Origin of the sequence: Burkholderia cepacia GG4 (assembly GCF_000292915.1) — a bacterium.
Lineage (GTDB): Bacteria > Pseudomonadota > Gammaproteobacteria > Burkholderiales > Burkholderiaceae > Burkholderia > Burkholderia cepacia_D.
In genome coordinates this window covers 1704679-1730445 of sequence record NC_018514.1, presented here as the reverse complement: position 1 = coordinate 1730445, position 25767 = coordinate 1704679, and the positions used below count along the sequence as shown (strand labels likewise).

Annotated in this window: 20 protein-coding genes; 11 read left to right on the top strand and 9 right to left on the bottom strand. The window is 56.9% G+C overall.

The window, feature by feature from the left end:
• Positions 1-5: 5 nt before the first annotated feature.
• On the top strand, positions 6-404 hold the full coding sequence (locus GEM_RS23410) for an MFS transporter (protein ID WP_051138017.1): 399 nt from the start codon (positions 6-8) through the stop codon (positions 402-404).
• Between the two features lie 224 nt (positions 405-628).
• Here the strand turns inward: GEM_RS23410 and GEM_RS23405 are convergent, their stop codons facing one another.
• From GEM_RS23405 to GEM_RS23380, 6 genes are all read right to left on the bottom strand, one after another.
• Entirely contained in the window at positions 629-1852 is a 1224-nt protein-coding gene (locus GEM_RS23405; RefSeq protein WP_014899885.1) for an IS110 family transposase, read from the bottom strand.
• 427 nt (positions 1853-2279) lie between these two features.
• A complete protein-coding gene (locus tag GEM_RS23400; RefSeq protein WP_014899884.1) occupies positions 2280-3668 on the bottom strand; it encodes an FAD-binding oxidoreductase in 1389 nt (462 codons plus the stop codon).
• Positions 3669-4112: 444 nt separating this feature from the next.
• A complete protein-coding gene (locus tag GEM_RS23395; protein ID WP_014899883.1) occupies positions 4113-5141 on the bottom strand; it encodes an ABC transporter substrate-binding protein in 1029 nt (342 codons plus the stop codon).
• 336 nt (positions 5142-5477) lie between these two features.
• Positions 5478-6320 (bottom strand): ABC transporter permease, encoded by an 843-nt coding sequence (locus GEM_RS23390; RefSeq protein WP_014899882.1) that lies wholly within the window; start codon positions 6318-6320, stop codon positions 5478-5480.
• A gap of 11 nt (positions 6321-6331) precedes the next feature.
• Entirely contained in the window at positions 6332-7594 is a 1263-nt protein-coding gene (locus tag GEM_RS23385; RefSeq protein ID WP_420358934.1) for an ABC transporter permease, read from the bottom strand.
• 270 nt (positions 7595-7864) lie between these two features.
• Positions 7865-8956 carry an ABC transporter ATP-binding protein gene (locus GEM_RS23380; protein ID WP_014899880.1) on the bottom strand — a complete coding sequence of 364 codons (1092 nt, stop codon included), beginning with the start codon at positions 8954-8956 and terminating at the stop codon, positions 7865-7867.
• 361 nt (positions 8957-9317) lie between these two features.
• Between GEM_RS23380 and GEM_RS30470 the strand changes: the two genes are divergently transcribed.
• A complete protein-coding gene (locus GEM_RS30470; protein ID WP_187293252.1) occupies positions 9318-10031 on the top strand; it encodes a GntR family transcriptional regulator in 714 nt (237 codons plus the stop codon).
• A 279-nt stretch (positions 10032-10310) separates the two neighbouring features.
• On the opposite strand, the gene GEM_RS30465 is transcribed toward GEM_RS30470, so the two are convergent.
• On the bottom strand, positions 10311-11060 hold the full coding sequence (locus GEM_RS30465; protein ID WP_014899878.1) for an SDR family NAD(P)-dependent oxidoreductase: 750 nt from the start codon (positions 11058-11060) through the stop codon (positions 10311-10313).
• Between the two features lie 190 nt (positions 11061-11250).
• Between GEM_RS30465 and GEM_RS23370 the strand changes: the two genes are divergently transcribed.
• Positions 11251-11787: a TetR/AcrR family transcriptional regulator gene (locus tag GEM_RS23370; protein WP_080599466.1), complete on the top strand. Its 537-nt coding sequence runs from the start codon at positions 11251-11253 to the stop codon at positions 11785-11787.
• Positions 11788-11954: 167 nt separating this feature from the next.
• Here the strand turns inward: GEM_RS23370 and GEM_RS23365 are convergent, their stop codons facing one another.
• Positions 11955-12902, bottom strand: a complete 948-nt coding sequence (locus tag GEM_RS23365) for a LysR family transcriptional regulator (RefSeq protein WP_014899877.1) — start codon at positions 12900-12902, stop codon at positions 11955-11957.
• 273 nt (positions 12903-13175) lie between these two features.
• On the opposite strand from GEM_RS23365, the gene GEM_RS23360 reads away from it, so the two are divergent.
• The 8 genes from GEM_RS23360 (at position 13176) to GEM_RS23325 (ending at position 24195) form a co-directional block, all read left to right on the top strand.
• Positions 13176-14177: an MDR family oxidoreductase gene (locus GEM_RS23360; RefSeq protein WP_014899876.1), complete on the top strand. Its 1002-nt coding sequence runs from the start codon at positions 13176-13178 to the stop codon at positions 14175-14177.
• A gap of 39 nt (positions 14178-14216) precedes the next feature.
• Positions 14217-16349 (top strand): acetate--CoA ligase family protein, encoded by a 2133-nt coding sequence (locus GEM_RS23355; protein WP_014899875.1) that lies wholly within the window; start codon positions 14217-14219, stop codon positions 16347-16349.
• Between the two features lie 73 nt (positions 16350-16422).
• Positions 16423-17235 carry an enoyl-CoA hydratase/isomerase family protein gene (locus GEM_RS23350; RefSeq protein ID WP_014899874.1) on the top strand — a complete coding sequence of 271 codons (813 nt, stop codon included), beginning with the start codon at positions 16423-16425 and terminating at the stop codon, positions 17233-17235.
• A 174-nt stretch (positions 17236-17409) separates the two neighbouring features.
• Positions 17410-18738, top strand: coding sequence for a TauD/TfdA family dioxygenase (locus GEM_RS23345; protein WP_014899873.1), 1329 nt, complete (start codon positions 17410-17412; stop codon positions 18736-18738).
• A gap of 29 nt (positions 18739-18767) precedes the next feature.
• Positions 18768-19331, top strand: coding sequence for an HD domain-containing protein (locus tag GEM_RS23340; protein WP_014899872.1), 564 nt, complete (start codon positions 18768-18770; stop codon positions 19329-19331).
• 189 nt (positions 19332-19520) lie between these two features.
• On the top strand, positions 19521-20990 hold the full coding sequence (locus GEM_RS23335) for an APC family permease (RefSeq protein ID WP_014899871.1): 1470 nt from the start codon (positions 19521-19523) through the stop codon (positions 20988-20990).
• Positions 20991-21078: 88 nt separating this feature from the next.
• Positions 21079-22713, top strand: a complete 1635-nt coding sequence (locus GEM_RS23330; RefSeq protein WP_014899870.1) for a choline dehydrogenase — start codon at positions 21079-21081, stop codon at positions 22711-22713.
• 57 nt (positions 22714-22770) lie between these two features.
• Entirely contained in the window at positions 22771-24195 is a 1425-nt protein-coding gene (locus GEM_RS23325) for an aldehyde dehydrogenase family protein (RefSeq protein WP_014899869.1), read from the top strand.
• Between the two features lie 486 nt (positions 24196-24681).
• Here the strand turns inward: GEM_RS23325 and choX are convergent, their stop codons facing one another.
• Entirely contained in the window at positions 24682-25623 is a 942-nt protein-coding gene (choX, locus tag GEM_RS23320) for a choline ABC transporter substrate-binding protein (protein ID WP_014899868.1), read from the bottom strand.
• Positions 25624-25767: the final 144 nt, after the last annotated feature.

Below are 25767 nucleotides of genomic sequence, written 5' to 3'. Positions count from 1 at the left end.
CCAGCATGGGCCTCGTCATCGTTCGGGGCGCCTGTGACCGAACGGGACAGCGTGCGTCCTTGATCTTTGTGTCAATGCTCGTCGTCAGTTTCGGAGTATTGTTCGGCGCCACGTTGAGTAATCCAGTGATCTCCACGATCCTGCTCTCGTTGGGTATCGGGGCGCTCGGATTTGCCTTTCCGCCAGTCTGGACCATGCTGCAAGACATTGTGCCGAGCAACGCAATCGGTGTCGGGTCCGGTGTGATGAACGGGCTGGCAAACGGATTTTCGGCTTTGGTGCCACTGGCGATCGGGTTCGTCATCCATATAACCGGGTCGTATGCTTACGGTCTTTACTTCCTTGTTTGCTGTAGCGCGCTCTCGGCGCTCATCATGCTGTTTATGACGATCAAAGGTCGGTGAACACCAGTTCTGCGATCGCGGCAGGACGACTCGCGGTGAACCGCACCGGGAATCGTGGAGGCTGGTTGGTTTAAGTTAATGCGGACACGTCAGCGGCATTTCTGAGTTGCCTGTAGTAGTTTGCCTCAGCTTCAGCAGGCGTACCAGGCGCACTGCGCGCTCTCGGACTTCCGGGGAAAACTTGCTTGGCTTCTTGTTCATGGCTCCATTCCGGTAAGAAGCCCTTACGATGGAGACGCGGGTTGAACGGGATACCCGAGATCCGTCAGTCTTTTGAGCAGCCGTTTAACAGTCCCCTGCATGTCGTGTCGATTGAAGTAATCAGAGCCGAGGTCCTTGTATTCCACGCCGTTGCGAAGCATGTGCCACGCGGCAGTGAGCATGGACGCCGCAACAGCGACGATCGCTTTTTTAGCACCGCGCCGCGCTTTGATTCGCAAGAACTGGGCGTGCAGATAGGTGTTTTTTGTGCGAACTGCTGCCCATGCAGCCGTGACCAGTGCAGTCTTTAACCACGTACCGCTCTTGCGGACACGAGTGCTACGGCGTTTGCCCGCGCTTTCGTCATTACGTGGGCACAAGCCGGCCCACGATATCAAATGGGCGGGATTGGGGAAGCGCGTCATGTCGACGCCGATCTCGGCTACCAAGACCCGAGCAGTCAAATCCCCAACCCCAGGAATGGTCCTGAGCAGTTGGACGTGCTGCCGGATCGGCGTCAACGCCAGCCCCACTGCGGCATCCAAGTCTGCCAGCGCGCGCTCAAGTGCGTCGATGACTTGCAGATGCAGTCCGAGCATGGCGCGGTGATGGGCGGTGACACGGCCGCTCAGCGCTTCGCGCAGTTCACTGGTCTTTCTGCGGGCGTGGCCCTGAGCCAGCGAGGCCAATCGCACCGGGTCATCCTCGCCCGCGACGATGGCCTTGAGCATAGCCCGCCCGCTGTCGCCAAGCACGTCGGACAGTACGCTGCCGAGTTTGAGGTTGGCGTCCTCAAGCACCTTCTGAATGCGCAGACAATGCTGGGCGATTTCGCGGGCCAGCTGCTTACGCGTGCGTGTCAGATCGCGCAACTCCTGAATCGCGGCAGGTGGCACAAAGCTAGAGCGGATCAACCCGTGTGCGAGCAGGTCCGCGATCCACATCGCATCGTTGACATCCGTTTTGCGGCCAGGCACGTTCCGGATGTGTGCGGCATTACCAAGCACCAACTCGAAGGAATCCTCGAGTACGTGCCAGACGGGTTTCCAATACACGCCAGTGGCTTCCATTGCTACATGGGTGCAGAGATGGCTTGCCAACCAGTCAGATAGCGCCAGCAAACCGGTCGTGGTGCTGGAAAAGCTTTGGACCTCGTGGTGCTCAGGCGCAGACACGCAACGTACGCATGCCACGATAGTGTCCTTGTGCACGTCCAGCCCGGCGCAGCGTGGATAAAGTACCTGCATGTTGCCCTCCTGCACGATGGAGAATGGCAGCGGCGGCAGCCCTCGTTATCGGATTCTGGTAAGCGTGATCCAGCAGGGCGACAGACTGCCCCAGGTCACAATTTGGGGTGCTCGCAGGGCTGCGGGTCCAACTCTCAAACGGGCTCAGTGCACCAGACAATGGGCCGACCTCGACCACCGCTGCCTCGCAATACTAGCTCGGCGCGGTGGCCGCTTCATCCTTCGGGGTCGGGCACGTCCGATGAATCACTCTCAAGAGTTGGAGCCTCCACAAAACTCGGGGCGGTTCATAGTGGCTCGCGGTCGAGATTGCAAGGCGCGACCGCAGAAGGCCAAACGAAACAGAGGTGGCAGCCAGGCTGGCGACGATCACCACGCTCATGCTGAGCGGTCTGGACGCATGACAGTGGCTGCCCCACGTGAATTGTCAGATGACCTTCCCCGGGTTGAGGATTTCACGCGGATCCAGTGCCGCCTTGATCTTGCGCATTGCGGTGATCTCGGCATCGCTGCGAGTATGACCTAGGAAGGCCTTCTTCTTCACACCGATACCGTGTTCTGCAGATACTGAACCGTGAAATTCGCGCGTCACGTCGTAGATGACGTGGTCAATTTCATCGTGCAATCGCCCGTCAGAACCGGGAATATCCACCTCGATATGCAGGTTGCCATCACCCAAGTGACCGTAGATTATGATGAGGGCATCTGGCCATTGCTCACGCAACCTTTGCTCACAACGCTCAGCTACGCGTCCAGCGTCAACAATAGGGAAACTCACATCGTACCCGCTATGGTTGGGAATAAATTTCATATATTCGCCAGGTGCATCGCGGATTGTCCAGAATGCAGATGCATCCGATTCCGATCGCGCTAGCGCTGCATCGCTCACGATTCCCTCTTCGAGCAGTTTTCCAAGAAATGTCTCGAACGTGCCCGTATGTTGTTCAGGGTCATTGCCTACGCTTTCAAGTAAAACGTAATAAGGATGTCGTCCATTTAGTGGTGCACGCAATTGGGGGAGAAAAATCTGAACGGCATCGAAATAACAAGCCCACATCACTTCGAAAGCCGTTACAGCGTCCGACAGTTCTTTTTGCGAGCGAGCGAGCAGAGTCGTGACGGCATCGTAGTCGGGTAATGCGCACCATGCGGTAGCCACCGCCATGGGCCGAGGGCGCAAACGTAGTACAGTCCGCGTAATGATACCTAGCGTGCCTTCGCTGCCGATAAGTAGATGCCGCAAATCATAGCCGCTATTATTCTTGATCATTTTGTGCATCGCACTGACTACTTCGCCATTGGCGAGCACGGCTTCGATCCCGAGTACTTGATCGCGCATCATGCCGTACTTGATCACGCGGTTACCGCCGGCGTTGGTCGCTAGATTGCCGCCGATAGTGCAGCTACCACGAGCGCCGAGATCGAGTGGAAAATAGAGCCCTGCGTCGAGTGCCGCCTCTTGCACCACCTGCAGAGGCACACCTGCCTCGACCGTGATGGTCGACGACGTGCGATCCACTTCCAGAATGCGGTTCATTCGCTCCAAGCTCAATGCTACTTCGTCACTGAGTCCATTTGCTCCGCCAACGAGCCCCGTCATCCCCCCTTGGGTCACAATGGGCTGACCGAGCGAATGACACACGCGCAATGCAGTGGCTACATCCGCGGTCGTGCGTGGTCGAATTAGTGCGGTCGGAACCGAGCCCGGAAGCCCGCTCCAGTCTTTCAATTGCCGATTGCCAAACTCGCAGGGCAATTGCACTATATCATCGCCGAGTGCCGCAAGCAATGCGTCAGTTACTGACAATTCAGACATATTAGATTCCAATATGATTGTTCAATTTAGGAAAAATCTGACCGCTGCTAGTCGGATCGAATTGCAACAATGTAAAAACTGAAGCGTGATTCGGGGGTCCGGCTGCCTTAAAAACATTTTTTTCTGTTCATTGGGTAGGTGGGCGTAGTAACGAAGTGTCTAATCAAATTCTACTTCCAGCCGTTGGAATGACAGATGCTTGGATCAGAGTGCTGCTGATTCGTACATGGTTGTTTTTCTTTATTTGAGTGTCGGTAAACTAATTTGGTGACGTTATATAATAATAGGCTGTCGAATTCAATGATTTGGTTAATGAGAGGCCTGGCTCCTTTGCGTCTATTCGATTTCAACGATCACGGGTTTAACGCACTCTGATGTGCCCAGCGGACGGTGCTGGAAAACACTGGTCAGCACCGTGCATGTGGGTGGTTCTGGAGTCCGACCTTACTTGGTAGCCCATGCCCGGAAGCGCTGTTCAAGGTCTTCACCGTTCTCCACCCAGAACTTTGCATCAAGCGCAAGAGCGGTTTGAAGGTTCTGCGGGGAGGAGCTCATCTCTGCAACTACCTTGGGGGCGAGCATCGCATTCGTTTTGATGTTCGTCGGACCGTAAAAAAGTCGACTGGAGTAAATCTTCTGTTGTTCAGGTTGTTCGGTAAATCTGATGAACTGCTCGGCGATCTTTTTGTTCTTGCTGCCTTTCGGGATAGCCCAGGAATCGATGCCGTAAATGTTGCCGGTCCAAACGTTCTTTAGATTGACGCCTTCCTGCCGGGCGGCGGGGATACGACCGCTCCACGTCGTGCTCATCACTACGTCCCCTGCGGCGAGGTATTGCGGTGGTTGCGCACCCGCTTCCCACCACTGGATGTGTGATTTAAGTTGATCAAGCTTCTTGAACGCACGGTCGACGCCGTCCTTGGTCGATAGAACCTTGTAGACGTCCTTCGTCGGAACGCCGTCGGCCATTAGTGCGATTTCGAGGTTGTACTCGGCACTCTTCACCATACCTCGCTTGCCGGGATACTTCTTGACATCCCAAAAGTCCTGCCAACTGGACGGCGCAGTCTTCACTTTATCGGCGTTATAAGCCATCGTCATGGCCCATACAAGGATGCCGACGCCGCATGGAGAAACCGTGCCAGGAACAAAGTCGGCAGACCGTTCGACAATATTTTTATCGAGTTTTTCGAACAATCCTTCTTCGCAACCTCGGCGCAACGACGGTGCTTCGACCTGCACAACGTCCCATGTAACGCTCCTGGTGTCGACCATAGCCTTGATTTTCCCCATCTCTCCATTCCACTCGGTGGCATTAACACGGTTGCCAGTCGCATTTTCGAATGGCGTGTAGTAAGCGTCTGCCTGGGCAATTTTGCTTGGGCCACCATAAGAAACGACCGTCAACTCGTTCGCCATTGCGTTCGAGAGGAAGATTGAGCCGGTCAAAATGAGGATCGCTTTGTTTTTCATGATTTGACTCCTTGTGTAATTGGTAGAATGGTATGTATTTGCTATACAAATGCGAATGGAATTCCAGCGAAGTGGTTCATCACGTGAATGTCAATGGTGGCGAAACCCTTAAGTTTGGATATGGATCTAAACGGATCATTCTGTCCGAATAAGAGTCTATTGTTTGCTTTCTACTAAAAGGATTTGATAGTTTGTAGAAGTGAATGTCGCTCTAGATCTTTGAGATCGTACCGTCCTGTTTTTGCAAAGGAGATAATATTTTGTTGATATCGTCAACAGTATGCGGCATCATTTAAAATATTCTATTTGCAAGCTGGACTGCTCGAATCGAGATAGTCACGATATCGATTGACGCTGAGCAATTCTTCCACGCAACCATTCCAGTGCGAGTAGTAGGCCGGTGGAAAAAACGATCAGGATAGTTGCTAGTGCCGCGATTGTGGGGCTGATGTTTTCGCGAATACCAGTGAACATCTGACGCGGCAGTGTCGCTTGATCGGCACCAGCCAGAAACAGAGTGACAACCACCTCATCGAATGACGTTGCGAACGCGAACAAGGCTCCCGATATCACACCTGGCGCGATCGCGGGCAGCGTAACCCTGAAGAAGGTCTCCACAGGATTAGCGCCAAGTGACAGACTTGCGCGCACGAGGTTTTGATTGAAGCCTTGCAGCGTCGCCCCGACCGTTGTCACGACAAATGGTACGCCCAGGGAGGCATGCGCCATGATCAGCCCAACGTAGGTATTCGCAAGTCCCAACGGCGCAAAAAACAAATACATGCCGACACCCACTACTACGACGGGTACGATCATTGGCGAAATCAGGATCGCCATCAGCAGCGATTTGCCTTTGAAGGCGGCCTTGTTCATGCCAATGGCAGCTAGTGTGCCCAGTATCGTCGCCAGCACCGTTGCCGATGGCGCGACCAGAAAGCTGTTTTTCGCAGCCATGCGCCACTCGTCAGACGCGACCAAGTTTTGATACCAGCGAAGCGACCAGCCCGGTATGGGATAGACGAGAAACGTGCTTGAGGAAAACGATAGAGGCACGATCGCAAGGACAGGCAAGATCAGATACAGCAGCGTCAGTACACATATTCCGCGTAACGTGAAGTACCACATGCGCTGTATCAGTGACGTATGTGGTGCGAAAAACATCGGTTTCTCCAATTGCATTGTAGTGCTCCTTAACCAAGACCTACCTGCGAACGCGTTAAGCGTCCGTAGACGAGGTACAGCAGAAGCGTTGCTCCAAGCAACATTCCGCCGAGTGCGCATGCCATTCCCCAATTGATCGTGATATTTGTGAAGTACGCGACGTAGTAGCTAACCATCTGGTCGTCCGGGCCGCCAAGCAGAGCAGGCGTTATGTAATAGCCAATTGCGAGAATAAACACGAGTAGTACACCTGCGCCTATTCCCGGATAGGTTTGTGGTACATACACACGCCAAAAAGCCGCGAACGGATGTGAACCGAGGGACACCGCTGCCCGCTGGTAAGTGGGGGGGATTGACTTCATCACACTATAGAGTGGCAGTATCATGAATGGCAGCAAGATATGCGTCATAGAGATATATATGCCGACTCGATTGAACAACATGGTTAGTGGAGCGTGTGTCAGTCCGATCCCCATTAGTGCCTTATTAACCAGCCCTTCGCTTTGCAGGATGACAATCCACGAGGCGACTCGCACGAGAATGGATGTCCAGAACGGGATCAGGACAAAGATCATCACGAAGTTGGCGCGACGTTCATTCAGCGTCGAAATCCAGTACGCCACCGGATAGCCGAGCAACAGCGCGAACGCTGTTACCGCGAAGCCGATCGCCAGGGTGCGGCTGAATACTGCGAGATAGATCTGCTGATCGGGATCTGTCGGAACGATGTGGCCGAACGGGTCCTGCTTGTGATCGAGTGCAGCGAGCAGATAGAACGGTGAATATGCGCTGCTGTTTTTCGCAATCGCTTGCCAGTACCTCATCTCGCTCCATCGTTCGTCCAGCTCTAGAATTTTTGCCCTGACCAGCGGGGGGGGTAGGGCGTTCCCGGCGTCATCCTGCATCGGCATGGCGCGGACGGTTTTCGCGATCAATGACCGAAACCCCGGGATTTCCAGGTTGAGACGGCGTCCGACCGCACCCATCCCATCACCGTCAGCGATTGCGGTCAGGTCAGTTGCAAGGGCGGCATACGCAGCGTCACCAGGTATCGACTTGCGGTCCCAGTGACTCAATGCCGTCACGGTATGTGGCAGAAAGGTCACAATCTCCGGATTACGTACCGCACGCATGAGGAGCGAGCCTATCGGTACGACGAAGATCATCAGCAGGAAAATCGCAAGCGGCGCAACCAGCGCGAGCGCCACCGCGCATTTCTTTGCTTCGGTTGCTTTCAATTCACGCTTGAGCTTATTAACTGATTCCGGTTTGGAATCGGCGGGGATCGAAATGGTGTCCACACGTATCTCCAGCTTTTGTTGCCGCGGCACGCCAGCAGCCCAGGAGCGGTTGACTAGCCGAATATGTTCGATTGGGCGTTGATGCAGGCCGGACGCTCTAGTGCGTCAGAATGCATTGCGCCTGCTTTGACGCCAACGAACGGAAGCGAACTTAGGACTCCGCATCGCGTTCAGAAGGTTATGTTGTTTGTTGTTGCATGCTCTGTACCTGCGGAAGAGTCTCACAAGTCTCGAACACCTATACGGGCCGCATGATCAGTCTCATGCGAATACACGTAGATGCTCTGGCGGGAACTCTATATTTACAGGCGCGCCCGGCGAGAAGCCATGGAGTGCATCCATGTCGAGCGGGACCTTGATCGAGCACTCTTCCTGCTCCGGCAACTTGCACCGCATGCGCACGTGATCTCCAAAATAGATGACCCCGCGAGCTTCGCCTCTAAGTGCGTTTTCACCAGGATGGATATTCGACGTAAGCTTCATTCGCTCTGGCCGAATACAGGCGATGGCTGACGCTCCTGGCTTCGAGCGACCTATGTAACGGCCAATGAGCCGCGTGCCATCCGCCAAGTGAAACTCGCAATAGTCGCCGTCGACATTTCCAATGGTGCCAACGAACTTGTTGCTGTCTCCGATAAAATTTGCCACGAATTCATTGCATGGTGACTCGTACAGACGATCGACTGTGTCTAGCTGTTGCACCACCCCCTTGTCGAACACTGCGACTCGATCAGACATTGTCAGAGCTTCGCCCTGATCGTGCGTCACGTAAACGAACGTTACTCCGAGCTTTTCATGCAGCGATTTGAGCTCATATTGCATGTGCTCACGCAACTGCTTGTCCAACGCACCGAGCGGTTCGTCCATCAGTACGAGCTTGGGTTCGAAGACCAGCGCGCGCGCGAGCGCAATACGCTGTTGTTGGCCGCCCGACAGTTGCGCGGGATAGCGCTTCGCAAAGCCTTCCATGCGAACCATTTTGAGCGCGTTGTGCACCTTGTGTGCGCGTTCATCGGCAGGAAGCTTGCGCACGCTGAGCGGATAGGCGACGTTTTGCCCGACGGTCAAATGTGGAAACAGGGCGTAGTTTTGAAAAACCATGCCAATGTTGCGCTTGTGGGGCGGCACATTGTTTAGCAACTGACCATCAAGAAGGATCTGTCCGCTTGTCGGAAATTCGAACCCTGCAAGCATCATTAAACAGGTTGTTTTCCCTGAACCTGACGGTCCAAGCAGTGTCAAGAATTCCCCTTGGTATATGTCCAGATCGAGCTGCCTGACGACGAGAGATTCGCCATCATATGTCTTGCGAATACCGCGAAAGCTCACGAGCACATTGGCCTTTTGACTCATCTTTTGCGACTCCTGATAGACCTGATTGGTGACGTCGGGCGCGCGACCGAAGTCCGGATGTTGATTGCGATATCGCTTGCAATCGTGTCGTATCGTCCGGTCTCGAACACGCGCCTCTCTGCATACGTGTATACAATCACGTAGATATACCGTGGTCAACGGCGCGATGTTCGGCGTTTACACCTACGACGACTCATCCGGACTCTCTGGCGGTGCACGTCAAGGGGGCAAACAGACTGGTTGGGGGGAAGACGGAAACCCGCAGGGGGCAGGGATGGCTGGCATACATGTATGCAAACGTGTCAAAATACATGTCGGGCCGAATCGGTCTGCGCGTTTTGTTCCTTTATCAGAGGTTCCTATGAGCGGTTCGACTCCCAGTTGGCAACCCGTGCGTGCGCGCACAATGGTCGATGCCGCAGTCGACGCAATCGTTAGCGGTGCTGCCCGAGGACTTATCTTGCCCGGCGATCGCATCGTGGAGGCGGAAATTGCAGAAAAACTCGGCGTGAGCCGAGTTCCTGTTCGGGAAGCACTGCGAATGCTCGAGAGCCAGGGAATCGTTCAGAGTGTCCCCAACAGAGGAATCAGGCTTGCTCCGGTAACGCGCAATCGCGTAATGGATTTGCTAGAGGCGCGGATCGCTTTGGAGCTTCTTTCGGTAAGAAGGGTTATTAAGTTAAAACTTCACAAATCGCCCGAGACGTTGATACGGTTGCGGAGAAAGATCGACGAGATTGAGTTAATGGAAACTCGTCAGGATCTTTATGGACTTGCACTCGCCGACGTTGGATTCCACAGGGAACTGCTGGAAATCGGTGGAAACGAAATCGTGCTGAACTTGTGGGAAGGCATTGCCCGCCAAATTGTGATCCTGGTTGGACTTTTAACCGAACTTCGGAACTTCCCGAATGCTGTTCAGGAGCATCGTGAGCTGCTATCGGCTATCGAAGATGGAAATCTGCGACGCATCGAGTCTCTGTGGGAGGAGCACACCACGAGAATTTACTGCGATATGGATTACGAGAAAATAATATCTGACCGTCGCGAGCAACTATCGCGCGTAGGGCTGTAAGCACTGGTGCCTTTCGTGGCAGAGAGATATCGTGACGGCGTTTGCTTTTCCCCGCCTTATCGCCCATGATGGGGCTCGGGAAAGTGGGCATTAGAACGTGCTTGGCTGGTATGGCTGGTCCAATACCAGACCCGTTCTATTTGGAAAATTCTCAAGTCTGAAGCATACGTCGGTCTACGACAGCGGCAATTCCGATATCGCAGACCGAGTTGCAACGTAGGCTGGAGAAACGTCAAGCGGGTGACCTGATCCTCATTCTGTAACGAGACATGCCGCGGCTTACCATGGAAGCGCACCTTCGGCATTCGTGAATCTGCCCGTAGGGCTATTAAATCCAAGCATGGTCAATCGGACTGGCTCACGCGCTGCATCCTCGACTGTACCGGGCCCGATGAACTTGTTGTTGTCCGTGGCGGTGAATCCGGGGCAGACGGCGTTGACCTTGATGTTGGTATCTCGAAGCTCGATTGCGAAGGCTTGTGTGATTGCATTCAAGGCGGTTTTCGACGACGAGTAGGTTCCGGCATAGATGCGGAAAGGGTTTGATGGATCGTCGTTCAGCGTCAATGAGCCAGTGATGCTTGATATGTTGACGATTTGTGCGGTGGGCGCTTCGCGCAGTAGCGGCAGCATGGCTTGAGTGACCGCGATGACGCCGAACACGTTGGTCTCATACACGGCGCGCAGTTCGTCCGGATTGACGATGGAAAGAAGTGTCGCTCCGATCATTTGCTCCGGTGTCCGACTTGACGGGCCCGCATGAGAGATTCCCGCATTGTTCACGAGAACGTCGAGTCGACCGTACGTCTCGCGGACGTATCTGGCTGCACGAGCGATGGAAGCCCGGTCAGTCACGTCGAGTTGAACCACATCGGCACCCGCCCCCACGCTGCTGGCGACTGCTTTACCTCCTTCAAGGTTGCGTGAGCCAACGAGTACGGTGAAGCCGCTCCTCGCGAGATCCTTCGCGATTTGCAAGCCGATTCCCTTGTTGGCTCCCGTAACGAGAGCAACTGCCTTTCCGTGCATACACAATCTCCATCAAGAGTGGACAAAGTCGACCGCTCGCGCTATATGTGGAACGGGGTTCCGTATTTAATATACGGAATCGAGTTCCGTTTATCAAGGGGAGAATGTGGCTGACAACGACAAAAAATCGAGGAGCGCAGCTGCGCCGTCTGGCACTCGGCGTCATGTGCGGGCCGATGCGCAACGCAACATGGATACCATTCTCCGTGCAGCAGCAAAGAGCTTTGCCCGCTCCGGAGTAGATGTTGCCGTGCGTGAGATTGCAGAAAGAGCAGGTGTCGGGGTCGGCACGCTCTACCGCCATTTTCCAACGCGTTCCGACCTTATCGTGGCGGTATTTCACCAGGAGGTAGAGGAATGCGTCGATACGGTCTCGGAGTTGTCGGCCAACTATCCGCCGGCCGACGCACTTGCACGATGGGTTTCGCATTACGTCAATTTCATAGATGCACATCGTGGATTGGCTACGGCCCTGAATTCTGGCGATCCGGCGTTGGAGCGTCTGCCCGCCTATTTTCAGCAGCGACTACAGCCGGTGATCCAGGACTTGCTGGACGCTGCAGCTGCGGCGGGCGTCCTTCGGGCCGGTGTGAAACCAAGCGAGCTGCTCCATGCGGTTGCGATGTTGTGTGTACCGCCTAGCTGTGGCGAGCCCACGGATCCGCAACGAATGGTGGGGATTTTTATGGATGGGTTGCGGTTCCACGCGAACTGCGCGGGGAAGTAAGGTGAGGCAGGACGCTGACGCGAGACGGAGGCAGGTGGAGTCGCTGGTCAAGAAACGGGTGATTCCGATGTCACGCTGGCGCAGTCTCGCCAGCGCCGCCCGGTTGATTCGCCGGGCAATCCGCATCTATCAACCCGGTGTTCAGTCGCAGGCTTGCTCCTGAAGTACTAGAAATCCCCGGACACATTGATTCCGGAGTTCGATGAATGAACGACGTCGAACTGTTGTAGCATCCAGCGCATCAATGGCACAAGGACTGCATTGTCACGATATCGCGAATGGAGGATGTAGCCGAAATTGGGTCGTCTGACCGTCGGTTGAAGCGCTACCAGTGAGCCCTCCGCGATCATGTCGCGGACCAAGGTCGACCAGCCAAGCGCCATCCCTCTACCTTCCTTTACCGCGGACATCATCAGGGGATAATTGTTATAGCGAATGGACGGAGTCTGGTTCGACGGCGTCACGCCGGCCAGCCTGCACCATTGCTCCCAATCCAGCCATCTGACGTCATCCGTATCCATGTGCAGGAGCGGAACGTGGCTCAAATCGACCTCATGGATATCGCCAAGTCGATACCGTGCTGCGAATGCGGGGCTGCAGATCGGGAACACGACCTCGCTTTCCAACAACTGGTCGGACCCGTCAATACAGTCGTATCTGCCAAAGCGTATGGATATATCCGCTTGAACCATCTCCTTGTCGTCGGCGCGATCCACCGGAAGGATTTCGAACTGGATGTTCGGGAACGTCTCTTCGATCAGCGGTAGCTTGGGAAGCAGCCACAGGTGGGCAAAACCGAAGTGGGCGGCGATCGTGATCTTGTGGCGTTGTGGCGTAACGTCGGCTTGAAGACCGCGAATGGTCCCTTCGATGCGACTCAGGGACGACGACACTTCGTCATACAGAATTCTCCCTTGCCGAGTCGGCACCAACCGTGCACCTGTTCGATCGAAGAGCACGATCCCGATCGTATCTTCGAGGGCACGTATACGTTGCGAGATCGCGGGCTGTGTGCTGTCCAGTTCCTTCGCCGCTGCAGTCATCGATCCGAGCCGAACTACCGCTTCGAAAGCGGTCAGTGACTTCAATGAAGGGAGTGCCTTCGATTTGCTCATGGGTAGTGCTTCGACCGTGGGTGAATGTAGGGATATGCGGGAGGATGGAATCCTTCTTCCTCAGCATTACACGCGAAAATTTTCTTGGCAATTCGTGGACCGCATCGGCAGGAAGTGCTGCCTGACACGAGCCATCGATCGAGCCGCTCGGTCTCGCAATAAGGAAATTTGATGGGCTCCATAAATTTATGACCCTGTTCGACAAGCCGGTGTTCGAAGAAGATCAACGCTCACTACTGCGGCAACCTAATACTTTCACTTCAGGAGACACCGGTGACCGAATCCTTCAACGCGCTGTTGATCAAGGACGAAGATCGAAACAAGGAACCCGAGGTCGTGTTGCTCACGGCCGACGATTTACCGGCTGGGGACGTGCTAGTCCGGGTTGAATATTCGAGCCTGAACTATAAGGATGCGATGGCCGTTACGGGGACCGGGAAGATCGTTCGGAGCTACCCGATGGTTCCTGGTATTGACTTGGCAGGCACGGTTCTCCATTCGGACTCACCGTCTTATGTGCCGGGACAGAAGGTCGTTCTGACCGGATGGAGCGTGGGTGAGCGGTATTGGGGCGGCTATACGCAGGTGCAGCGTGTGAAATCGGAGTGGCTCGTTCCCTTGCCATCCGGGCTGTCGACACATCAGGCCATGGCAATCGGTACGGCGGGATTTACCGCAATGCTTTGCGTGCAGACGCTCGAGGAAGCAGGTATCGAACCCGGTGCAGGAAGCGTGCTGGTTACGGGCGCGGCGGGCGGCGTGGGTAGCGTCGCCGTTGCGCTGTTGGCGTCCCTGGGTTACCGGGTGTCGGCCCTCGTCCCTCATCCAGCATTGGCCGAGCAAGTCGAGTATTTGCGCAACCTGGGCGCGCAAGAGGTGATTTCGGGGGACGAATGGCGCACCGCGCCGGCGCCGCTTGAAAAGCAGCGATGGGCAGCGGCGATCGATACCGTCGGGTCGGTCGTTCTTGCGCGTGCGCTGGCTGAAGTGTCGTACGGCGGGGCGGTGGCCGCGTGCGGGCTTGCCGGCGGATCGGACCTGACGACAACGGTGATGCCTTTCATTCTGCGTGGCGTGAGGTTGCTGGGCGTTGACTCGGTGCAATGTCCGGCGGAGCGGCGTGCGAACGTCTGGGAGCGAATCGCGCGGCAAATTGCGGACACGCGGCTCGATCAGGTTGCTTCGACCATCGGCCTGAGCGAAGTAGTTCGGTACGGCGCCGAGCTGATGAGCGGAAAGACGCGTGGGCGGACCGTGGTGGATGTTAACCGCTGAGCATACGAATCACACAACACAAAAAAGTCGGAGACACCCATGTCGAACATCGCACATTCGCTACAGCCGCTGCTTGCGCCCGCGTCGATCGCCCTGGTCGGCGTTTCGCCGCAAGCCGACGCGACCGGCAACGATATGCTGCTGGAACTCAGGCAGTCCGGCTATGCCGGGACGATCTATTTCGTCAATCCGAAGTACGACCAGATTGACGGGGTACGCTGTTACGCTACGCTGGCCGAGCTGCCTGGCATACCGGACTTGACGGTTCTCGCCGTCGGCAACGCGCGGCTCGAGGTTCTGGTCGACGAGGCGATCCGGAGCGGTACACGAGCGCTCGTGCTTTTCGGCAGCGCTCACCTCGAGGAGGAGCACGGGTGCGAATCGAAGCTGGTGGATCGCATCCGCGCCAAGGCCAGGCAGGCCGGAATCCCGGTATGCGGTGCAAACTGCATGGGCTATTACAACCTCGATCAGAGCCTTCGCGTGTTCCCGCAGTTTCTGCCGAGGCGACTGGTTAGCGGGAACGTCGCCTATATCAGCCAATCCGGCTCCGCGCTGACCGCATTGCTCTGGAACAACAGCAAGTTGAGGTTCAATCTCGCCGTGTCGTCCGGCCAGGAAATCGTAACAACCGCGGCCGATTACCTCGACTATGCGCTGGACATGCCGACCACCCGCGTAGTGGCAATGTTCCTTGAGGCAATCCGCGATCCCGACAAGTTCGCGCGTGCGCTCGAAAAGGCGAACGCGAAGGAAATTCCGGTCGTGGTGCTGAAGGTTGGTCGCACCGAGGCATCGGCCGCGCTCGCACTCAGTCATACGGGGGCTGTCGCCGGGAATGATGCGGTGTACCAGGCGTTGTTTGCCCGTTATGGTGTCGCGGTGGTGGAAACGCTCGACGAGCTCGCGGCCACGGCCGCGCTGTTCTCGATGCCGAATCGCGTAGCCGCGGGCGGAGTCGCGGCGATCCTCGATTCGGGCGGTGAGCGCGAACTTCTTGTCGACGTTGCCGAGAAGATGGACGTTCCGTTCGCAAGTATCTCGGAAGAAACCCGGGATGTGCTTCGAAACGAGCTCGACCCTGGTCTCGAGCCGATCAACCCGCTCGACGCATGGGGTACCGGGAGGGACTACGAAAGGATCTTCAGCAATTGCTTCAGTGCGCTGGTTCGGGACCCGGCCACGTCGGTGGGTGTGCTGGTTGCCGACGTAACTTCGGGCTTCTGGCTTCACGAGGGTTTTGCACGTGTTTGCCGCAGTCTCGCATATCGCAGCGACAAGCCGATCGTGCTTGTCACGAACCACGTCGGTACGGAAACACAAGATCTCGCGATGAGACTTGTCGACCAGGGCGTGTGCGTTCTGGACGGTACCAAACCGGCACTGCTGGCGTTAAAGCACGCGATGGCTTATCGCGACTTCCTGCACCGAGCGTACGACACACTTCCCGACCCTGTGGAGCCGACGATCAAGGCGCGCTGGAGACATCGGCTGGCTGCCGGCGGGACGCTTGGCGAGGCCGAAGGGCTGTCTCTGCTGGCCGATTACGGAATTTCGGTCCAGCGGTCCATGCATGCCGAGTCGGTCGAAGCGGCCCTCGATGGATCCGACTCGCTCGGTTATCCCGTCGTTCTGAAGACTGCGATGCCTGACATTCTCCACAAATCCGACGTTGGGGGTGTCGCACTGAATCTGCGGGATCGCGAAGCGGTGCGTGACGCGTATCTGAACATCTCAGGTCGCCTCGGTCCGAAGGTGCTCGTGGGGGCGATGGCTGAAGGGTCGGTTGAACTGGCAATCGGCGTGCTGCAGGACGAGCAGTTCGGATCGGTCGTGATGGTTGCAGCCGGGGGGATCTTCATCGAGTTGCTACGCGATCGTGCAGTTCGCCTCGCCCCCTTCGGGGTGACGACTGCGCACGCGATGCTGGATTCCCTTGCTTGTCGCCCGCTGCTTGATGGCTTGCGTGGAGCGCAAGCGTGCGATGTCGGCAAGTTGGCGCTCGCGCTGTCACGCGTGTCCCTGCTTGCACACGATTTGGGCGATCTCATCGGAGAAATGGACATCAATCCGATCAAGGTCAGCCATCGTGGTTGCATCGCTGTCGATGCATTGGTCACGCCGAAGCATACGCCTGTCGACCATCGCGAAGAAGCACGTGAAGTGGTCTAGGGTTGTTCGGCCGAGCAACGCGGATGGCAACGCAATATCACTCCGAATCGACACGATTGAAAGGTAGCGATCAATGGCAGACTACACAGCAACCGTCGAGTGCGAGATCGACGGCAGGGTCGGAATCCTGCGTCTCAACCGACCGAGACAACACAATGCAATCAACCAGCAGATGATGACCGAGGCGACCGAGGCTTTGCGTCGCTTCAACGAAGACGAGCGGATTCACTCGATTCTCGTGACAGGTAGTGGCGCATCGTTCTGTGCCGGATTTGACCTCAAGGAAATCGCGGCGAAGGGCTATACGACCATGTCGCAATGGCGCGATGCGATTACTGCCGACTTCGAATTCGTCATGCAGTTCTGGACATCGGTTAAGCCCACCGTCGCTGCGGTGCACGGCTATTGTCTTGGAAGCGGCCTGGAACTGGCTGTCGCGTGCGATGTGACGGTGGCGGACGAGAAGGCGACGTTTGGCGAGCCGGAGGTGAAGTTCGGCTCAAGCATAGTGGCGCTGATCTTACCCTGGATCGTCGGGCCGAAGTACGCGAAGGAATGGTTGCTGACCGGCAACGATCGTATGCCGGCGTCGCGTGCGGCTGAAATCGGCTTGGTGAATCGGGTCGTGAGCGAGGGGACAGTAGAGGCCCGGGCACTCGAACTGGCGCACGAAATTGCCGCCGCATCGCCCATGTCCGTGCAGATGACCAAGCGGGCCATCAACCGCACTGCAGATATCCAGGGAATGCGAGAAGCGCTGCTGTCTGCGGTCGATACATCGATCCTCATCGAATCGAACTTGAGCCCGGAAACCGCGGAGTTCAACCGAATCGCCAATCGCGACGGTATGAAAGCCGCGGTTGCCTGGCGCGACGGCAGACACTGACTGGATGCCTGAACTGCAGCAAGGACGCCAGCCCGGCGTCCTTGCTCTTTGCGATTGCGCGGGACGATCAAACCCGCTCACGGTGCCGCTGCTGCGAGCATCGCCAAATTCCAAGTCCTCATCGATGGATCACGATTCTGCATTTCCTGGCACCGTCCATGCGAGGCAGTTCAAGTGTTCACCCGCGAGGTGATCGCGGTAGATTGCCGGTCCGAGCTGCGCCATAAGAAAAATGCATTGCTTCCATGCAATTTCTGGTGGTGGTGCGCCGATTATGGTTGTCGATACTGGAACCGTCTCCCGAGTCAGCCAAACCAGTTTTCGCGGCTCACGGGGAACGAGAAATCACCGCTAACCGACATCACCTATCAGGGACGCAGCATGGCATCGCTCTCATTTCACATCGACGAGGCGTCTGGGCGCATCGATATCGTTTCAGACAGTCAAGTGCGGCCGGTCAATGCACTTTGGTTGCGCGAACGTGCCCAGGACACCGGTAGTCTGGATCCGATCACGCAGCAACGGCTTTTCGATCCCCACATGATGGATCCGGAGCTACGAATCGTGAAAGTCGTGCGACTGGACAACGGTGAGATTCGGGTGACCTTCAGCGATGGTTATACGGGAAGCTATTCCACATCGATCTTTCTGGCCGAGTTTGATTCCAGCGATGGATTGCCGCGAGCCGAACCATGGATGAGCGATCTCGACCAATCGAGAATCCGCTTCTCCTATCTCCATCTCGACGACGATCGGCAACGTCTCCTTGCGATGGAGGCGTACCTTCGCTTCGGTGCGATCATTCTCCAGGATGTACCGACCGACCCGGAGCGCATCCTGGAAGTTGCGGAGAAATTCGGCCACGTGCGGGTGACGAACTTCGGCCGCTATTTCGAAGTGTATTCGCGCCCGAACTCCAACGATCTCGCCTATCGTCCGGTCCGCTTGGGCCCGCATACCGACAACCCGTACCGCGAGCCCGTGCCGGGCATTCAGCTCCTGCACTGCTTGATCAACGAAACGAGCGGCGGCGATTCGACGCTTGTCGACAGCCTCAGCGTCCTGCGTGATCTCGCGCATGAGGATCCGACGGGCGTCGACCTGCTCGCGAAGATCTCGGTGAAATTCCGCTTCCTCGATGGAGATACGGAACTGATCGAACGCCGACCGATGATCGAACTGGATCATCTGAAGCGCCCGACCGGCGTGCACTACAGCCCGCGGCTGGATTACTTGCCGCTGATGGACGCGGTGACGACCGTCGCCTTTCATCGTGCGCGCATGCGTCTTGGGGAAATGTTCTCCGATCCGCGCTACGAACTGCGCTTCAGATTGCAGGCTGGCGAACTGATGATGTTTGACAACAATCGCGTCTTGCATGGACGGACTGCATTCGATCCGAACGAGGGTCGTCGGCACCTTCAGGGATGCTACATCGATCTCGACGGACCGCGAGGGCGCTACAAATCTCTTGCACGCCGGCTCGCCGGCTGCCTTGCGTAATCGCATTCGCTCGATCCATCGGAAAAATCATGACCGAAAAGGTGAAGTTCAAACAGATGAAGGACGGCACGTTCGAGGAGTACGCGCTCCTTCGAGAGCTCGAAGAGCCGTTCCTGCGCCGCACGGCTCAAAGGCTGATCGATGAGTTGAAGCGCCAGAAGTTCGAAACGCTCGAAGGCTATCGCGTCACTCGATATGAGCACGCTCTGCAAACCGCTACGCGTGCGCTGCGGGATGGTGCCGATGACGATTGGGTCGTGGGTGCACTGTTCCATGACATCGCGGACGGTTTGGCGCCGCAAAACCACGATCGCGTTGCCGCGGAAGTGTTGCGTCCGTTCGTCCGTGACGACGTGTGCTGGGTCGTGCAGCACCATGGCATATTTCAGACGTACTACTACGGCCATCACTATGGCTGGGACCGGTTTGCCCGAAACGAGTTTCTGACCCATCCGTTCTATCAGAAGGCAGTCGACTTCTGCGAAAGGTGGGATCAGTCGTCGTTCGACGACGAATACGCTTCCGAGCCGATCGAAACCTTCGAGCCGATCGTCATGCGCGTTTTCTCCCGAAAGGCGTATGCCACGAGTTGATTTCATCGAAGCACGTGGTGCGATCTGCCATTCGCCAGCGGCCGGATGTTGGTTGATCCTGGTTGCGACGAGTGACGGATTGACCGATGCGAGAAAACCGGGCATCCGTCTCGAATAACGGGAAGCGCCAAAGCGACCTGGCTCGTAAGCCGTGCGCGAGAACATATTCAAAACATGGAGTGAGACAAAATGAGTGAAATCGAGTACGTCCCCCAACAGTCCGGCTCGCATGGACGACCAAGCGACGAGGCCCCGAAGACATTGTCTGGCCATCTGGGAACACTGGACATTGTGTTCACCGTTCTTGCGTACAACGCACCGCTGACGGTCGTCATCGGCATGATCCCGCTCGTCATGTCGATGGGAAACGGCCTTGGCGCGCCGGTGACGTTTCTCGTGGCCGGCGCAATGATGCTGCTCTTTGCCGTGGGTTTCACGACGATGTCGAAACACGTTCCCAACGCCGGCGCGTACTACGCGTATATTTCGGCTGGCCTGGGTAAGCCGCTTGGGCTCGGCAGCGCGTTCATGGCAATCACGGCCTACTTCTTGATGATCGTCGGGGTATATCTGTACGTGGGCGTCATCTACGTATCGTTATTCAAGTCGTTGTTCAACGCCGAGCCGCTTCCGTGGTGGCAGTGGTCGTTGCTGGTCTGGGCGATCGTTTCGGTTCTCGGTTATCTGCGGATCGAATTCTCTGCGAAGGTGCTGACAATAGCGCTGGCGTGCGAAGTGATTCTGGTATGTGCGTGGGAGCTTGCGATTGTCGGCACACGCGGGGCGTCGCACTTGACCATCGACTGGCTCAAGCCTTCCGTCGTCACGTCCGGATCAGCAGGACTTGCCATCCTGTTCGCGGTGACGTGCTTCGCTGGCTTCGAGGCGACTGCGGTGTTTCGTGAGGAGGCGCGCGATCCGGCCAGGACGGTTCCTCGCGCAACCTACGTGGCCATCCTGGTCATGGCAGCCCTGTTTGCGTCGGGCGCGTACTTCTTCATCACGGCGACGGGCCCGGCAAAGGCGCTGGCCTTGTCTCAGTCAGATCCCAGCAATTCCGTGTTGAGCTCGATCGGAACCTTCCTGGGGAAAACGGGCCTTGAACTGGTGAATGTGCTGATGTGCTCCAGCATCTTCGCATGCGCGCTGGCGATGCATAACATTTTGTCGCGATACATCTACTCTCTCGGCGTCGACGGGACTTTCCCGAAAGCGTGCAGTGCCGTTCATCATCGGCATGGTTCGCCTCATCGCGCGTCGCTGATCGTATCCGTACTTTCCATTGCTGGCCTGTTCTATGTCGTCCAGCAATCGATCGCACCGTATGACGGTTACGCTGCCCTGATGGGCGTGTCCGGCTATGCGTTGCTTTTGCTTCAGGTATTGACGTCGGCATCCGTCATCTCGTTCTTCATCGGCAGATCGTTGGCAGTATCCCGGATCAAGACATTCTGGATTCCACTGGTCAGTCTCACCGGGCTAACGGCGACGGCATGGCTCGCGACGATCAACATGGCGTTGCTGACGGGCAGCGAACGCGCGGCCGAGATCTTGCTCTTCATCATCTTCGGGTCGCTGGTGGTGGGTGCGATCTACGCCCTTGTTCTTCGATCGAAGAGACCAGCGGTGTATCGAGCGATCGGCCGGCAGACGATTTAGCGGGGCGGTCGGTATGTGCACCCCGGCTATGGAGTGTCGGGGGCGAAAGGCAGCACTTCAGTATCCATTTGAGCAGCAAAAGACCATCATGAAAAAGTCATACGATTATGTCGTCGTCGGTGCGGGATCGGCCGGTTGCGTTTTGGCGAACAGGCTGACGGAGGACCCGGATGTCCGAGTGCTGCTGCTCGAGGCGGGGCCCGTCGATCGCAGCTTGTTCATCCATATGCCTGCCGGTGTGTATCGAGCATGGAAGGATGAGCGGATCAACTGGAACTACGTCAGCGAACCCGAGAAGCGCATGCGAGGCAGAGCCATCGCCGTTCCCCGCGGAAAGGTGCTGGGCGGCAGCTCGTCCATCAACTCGATGGTGTATTTTCGCGGCCATCCGACGGACTTTGACGAATGGGCGCGTGAATTCACGCTGCCCGACTGGGACTTTGCACACTGCCTGCCGTATTTCAAAAAGGCCGAGCGTAACGAGCGAGGCGCAGATGACTGGCATGGCGACGCAGGCCCGCTCGGGGTGAGCAAGGGCGATACGCCAAACGTTCTTTTCGACGCGTTCGTCCAGGCAGGCGAGGAGTCCGGATATGGGCGTACTGATGATCTCAACGGCTTTCGTCCGGAGGGGCTCGGTCGCTACGACAACACGACGTGGAACGGGAAGCGCAGCTCGACTGCAGTCGCCTATCTTCATCCTGTCGCACACCGGGAAAACCTGACCGTCTTGACTGGTGCGTCGGTTCTGCAGGTGCTGTTGACTGGCGATCGCGCCACTGGCGTGATGTTCGAGCGGAACGGCGTTGTGTCGTCCGTAGCGGTCGACCGGGAAATCATCCTGTCGGGTGGGGCAATCAATTCGCCCCATATCCTGATGTGTTCCGGTATTGGCCCGGCTGACGAACTTCGAAAAGCGGGTGTCCGAACGCAAGTCGAATTGCATGGAGTCGGGCAGAATCTGCAGGACCATATCGACTTCGTCATGCAGTGGAAATGCGAAAGGGCGGTTACATGGAACAACCTGACCAATCCACTCGTGCAGCTCGGTTTGGGCGCACGCTGGGTAATGAACAAAAGCGGACTGGTCAGCTCGCCGATCTGGGAGGCCGGTGGCGTGATTCGCACCGAAAGTAGTCCGCTCAGGCCGAATATTCAATATCATTTCGCGCCTGTCGCGATCGACTATTCCGGGGCGAAGATCCGCCTCATTCAGGGATTCCAGTTTCACGTATCGCAACTTCGCCAGGAGTCGAGAGGGTACGTCGGTCTCAAGAGCGGCAATCCGAAAGAGGCACCTAGCATCAACTTCAATTTTCTGGCCACAGACAAGGACAAACGTGAACTCGTCGAGGCCGCGCAGGCCGCGCGCCACATTGTCGCGCAGCCGTCGTTTCGCGGTTTTGCCGGCGACGAGATTTTGCCTGGCGGCAAATATCGCACCGATCGCGACTTGCTCGAATACATCGAATCGGCGGCCGAGACCGAATTTCACCCGTCCTGCACGTGTCGAATGGGCCACGACGACATGGCAGTCGTCGACGAGCAGCTTCGGGTGCGTGGCGTGGATGGGTTGCGAGTCGTCGACGCGTCGGTGATGCCGAACGTCATCAGCTCGAACCTGAACGCGACGGTCATCATGATTGCCGAAAAGGCGGCCGATATGATTCGTGGCAAAGCGCCTCTCGCACCCCACCGGCCTCGCTTCTTCTTCGATGCCTAGAAGTCGGTCGGTACAGACTCTTTCATTACTTCAAGCCTGCCTTTCGAGGGCCCCAACATGAACGATTACACGAAATTCTTTATCGACGGATCGTGGGTCGATCCGGTTCATCCGAGAACGATGGCGGTAATCGACCCGAAGGACGAATCCACGTTCGCAACCATTTCGCTCGGGTCTGCCCATGACGTAGAACGCGCAGTGCAAGCGGCGCGCGCTGCGTTTCCGGCATTTTCGCTTCTTTCGAAAGCAGAGCGTCTCGCGTTGCTTCGCAAGGTTCTCGCGGTATACGTCGAGAGAATCCACGATATCGCGGCTGCGATCCATCGCGAGATGGGGGCGCCGCCGGACTTCGCATTGCACGCCCAGGCGGCGAGCGGGCAAGCACATCTCGAAGCAACCATCGCGGCACTGGAAGCGTTCGAGTTCGACGAGCACCGTGGTAGCACGATGGTGATTCGTGAGGCAATCGGTGTGTGTGCACTGATAACGCCGTGGAACTGGCCGATCAATCAGATTGTCTGCAAGGTCGCGCCCGCGCTTGCGGCAGGTTGCACGGTGATCCTGAAGCCGAGCGAGATCGCGCCGATCAGCGCACTGGTGTTTGCGGAGATTCTGGATGCTGCCGGGGTTCCGTCGGGTGTTTTCAATCTCGTGAACGGAACGGGTCCGGATGTCGGTCAGGTGCTCGCTGAGCATCCCGAAGTGGATATGGTGTCGTTTACGGGATCCACCCGGGCCGGGGTTATCGTGGCCAAGGCCGCGGCCGAGACGGTGAAGCGCGTTGCCCAGGAACTAGGCGGCAAATCGGCGAATATCATTCTTGCGGATGCCGATCTGGAATCCTCGGTGACGGAAGGCGTGCACGCATGCTTCAGCAACAGCGGCCAATCGTGCGATGCGCCCACGCGGATGCTCGTGCCGAGAGATAGGGCCGATGAGGCGTACCGGATCGCGAAGGCAGCCGCGGATTTGTATCAGGTCGGAGGAACCAGGGAGAACGATCTGGGGCCGCTGGTGAGTGAACTGCAATTCGAAAAAGTGCAGCACTACATCAACGCGGGAATCGAGCAGGGCGCGAAGTTGCTGTCCGGCGGAGCCGGAAAGCCAGAAGGTCGCGGGCGTGGTTATTTCGTCAAGCCGACGGTCTTTGGCGATGTCACGCCGGACATGAAGATTGCCGAGGAGGAAATCTTCGGGCCGGTTCTGGCAATCCTGCCTTATGACGATGAGGAGGATGCCGTCAGAATGGCGAATGACACCGTCTTCGGGCTCGCCGCCTATGTGCAGTCGACGGACCTCGCACATGCACGTCGCGTCGCCAGGCAGATGCGCGCGGGTTCGGTGTACGTCAATTATCCGGATTGGGACGTAAGCGCTCCATTCGGCGGGTACAAGCAGTCAGGAAACGGGCGTGAATACGCCGACTTCGGCATTGCCGACTTTCTGGAGATCAAGGGCATTGTCGGCTGGGGACGCGCGTAGCCCACAGGGTCTGGTCGTTCAAGGCCAATAGTCGAAAGCGACGGCGAATGTTCTTTCCGGCCACGGTCGTCGTAGACGATTCGTGGCCGGGAATGCAGAGGCATTGCAGGGGACAAAACTCATGGGCGCGGGCTAGCGCTAGCGGCGCACCGTGCGCGCATCTCGATCAGCGCAGGCGCGTGCGACGCAAAAGCAGCCCGAATTTCGGCGGGTGGGGTTACCCCCGAGGGGGGTGACCGGATGCCCCGGCTTCCACGACCGGCCAGCGGATTGCACCGCTCCAGGATGAGATCTCCGTGCGCTGTCGTCGACCGAATCGTGCGGTGCGTCGTAAATGGCTCAGCACCGGCGGCGAATTGTCGAAGCTGTGTTGCCTTTCTTGAGCGGTATCCGCGTTGTGCAGGGCGCGGTATTCGCCGCCGCGCCCCGCATCTGGCTCCTGCCAAATCCTGTGTGTCGTCGCCGTCAACGGGCGGCGGCAGACCACTAGAGTCCCAGATACCTTCGAACTGCCGGCAAGCCCGGTTTCCCGTCGATAGTCGTGACGCCGGTCAGCCATGCATCGAGAACCTGCGGATTGTGCTGCAACCACGTTTTCGCCACGACCATCGGATCCGCCTTCTTGACTACCGATTGCATGATTTCCTCTTCCATCCGGTTGGTGAACCGCAGATTTGAGACGAGTTTGGCAGCATTCGGGCAACGATCGGCGTAGCCGTTCGCAACGACTGTATGAACCTGGGCGGCACCGTAGTTCGGGCCGAATGCCTCGTCTCCGCCGGACAAGTACTTGATTCTGTATGTCAGGTTCATCGGGTGAGGTTCCCACCCAAGAAAGACGATCCATTCCTTGTGAGCGATCGCCCGATCCACGGAAACGAGCATGCCTGCTTCGCTGGATTCCATGAGTTTGAAATCGCCGAGATCGTGCTGGTTGGATTTGATCATCTTGCTGATCGAAAGATTTCCGTCATCCCCAGGCTCGATGCCGTAGATCTTTCCGCCGAGTTTTTCCTTGAATTTCGCAATATCGTCAAAGGATTTGAGTCCGGCGTCATAGACATAATCAGGTACGGCAAGCGTAAATTTCGCGTCGACGAGATTGGGAGGGGTGAGAAGAGTGACGGCGTGCGAGTCGAGGAATGGTTTTGCGATGACTTCCTGGGAAGGGGTCCAGTATCCCAGATAGATGTCGAGATCCTGTTTCTTCAGGCCGACGTAAGCAAGTGGAATGGACAAGGTCGACGACGTCGGCTTATAGCCGAGCCCGAGCATCAAGTTCGACGCGAGTGCGGTCGTCGATTCCAGGTCGGCCCAGCCGATCTTGGCGAACCGAGGCGCGGAACACGTGGAGACGTTGTCGGCAAATGCCTGCGTACCGGTCAACAATCCGGCAGTCACCATGGCCGTGACGATAATGTTTTTCATGAAAAGCACCTCAGTCGATGGATTGAAAAATATTGGGATAAATGGTGCGTTGATGAAGTGGATGTCAATAAAGGAAAAGGATGTGAAGCCGGATCGAGTAATATATTTGCCTTTGATTGGCGGTATTAACGAATGCTGCTGTCC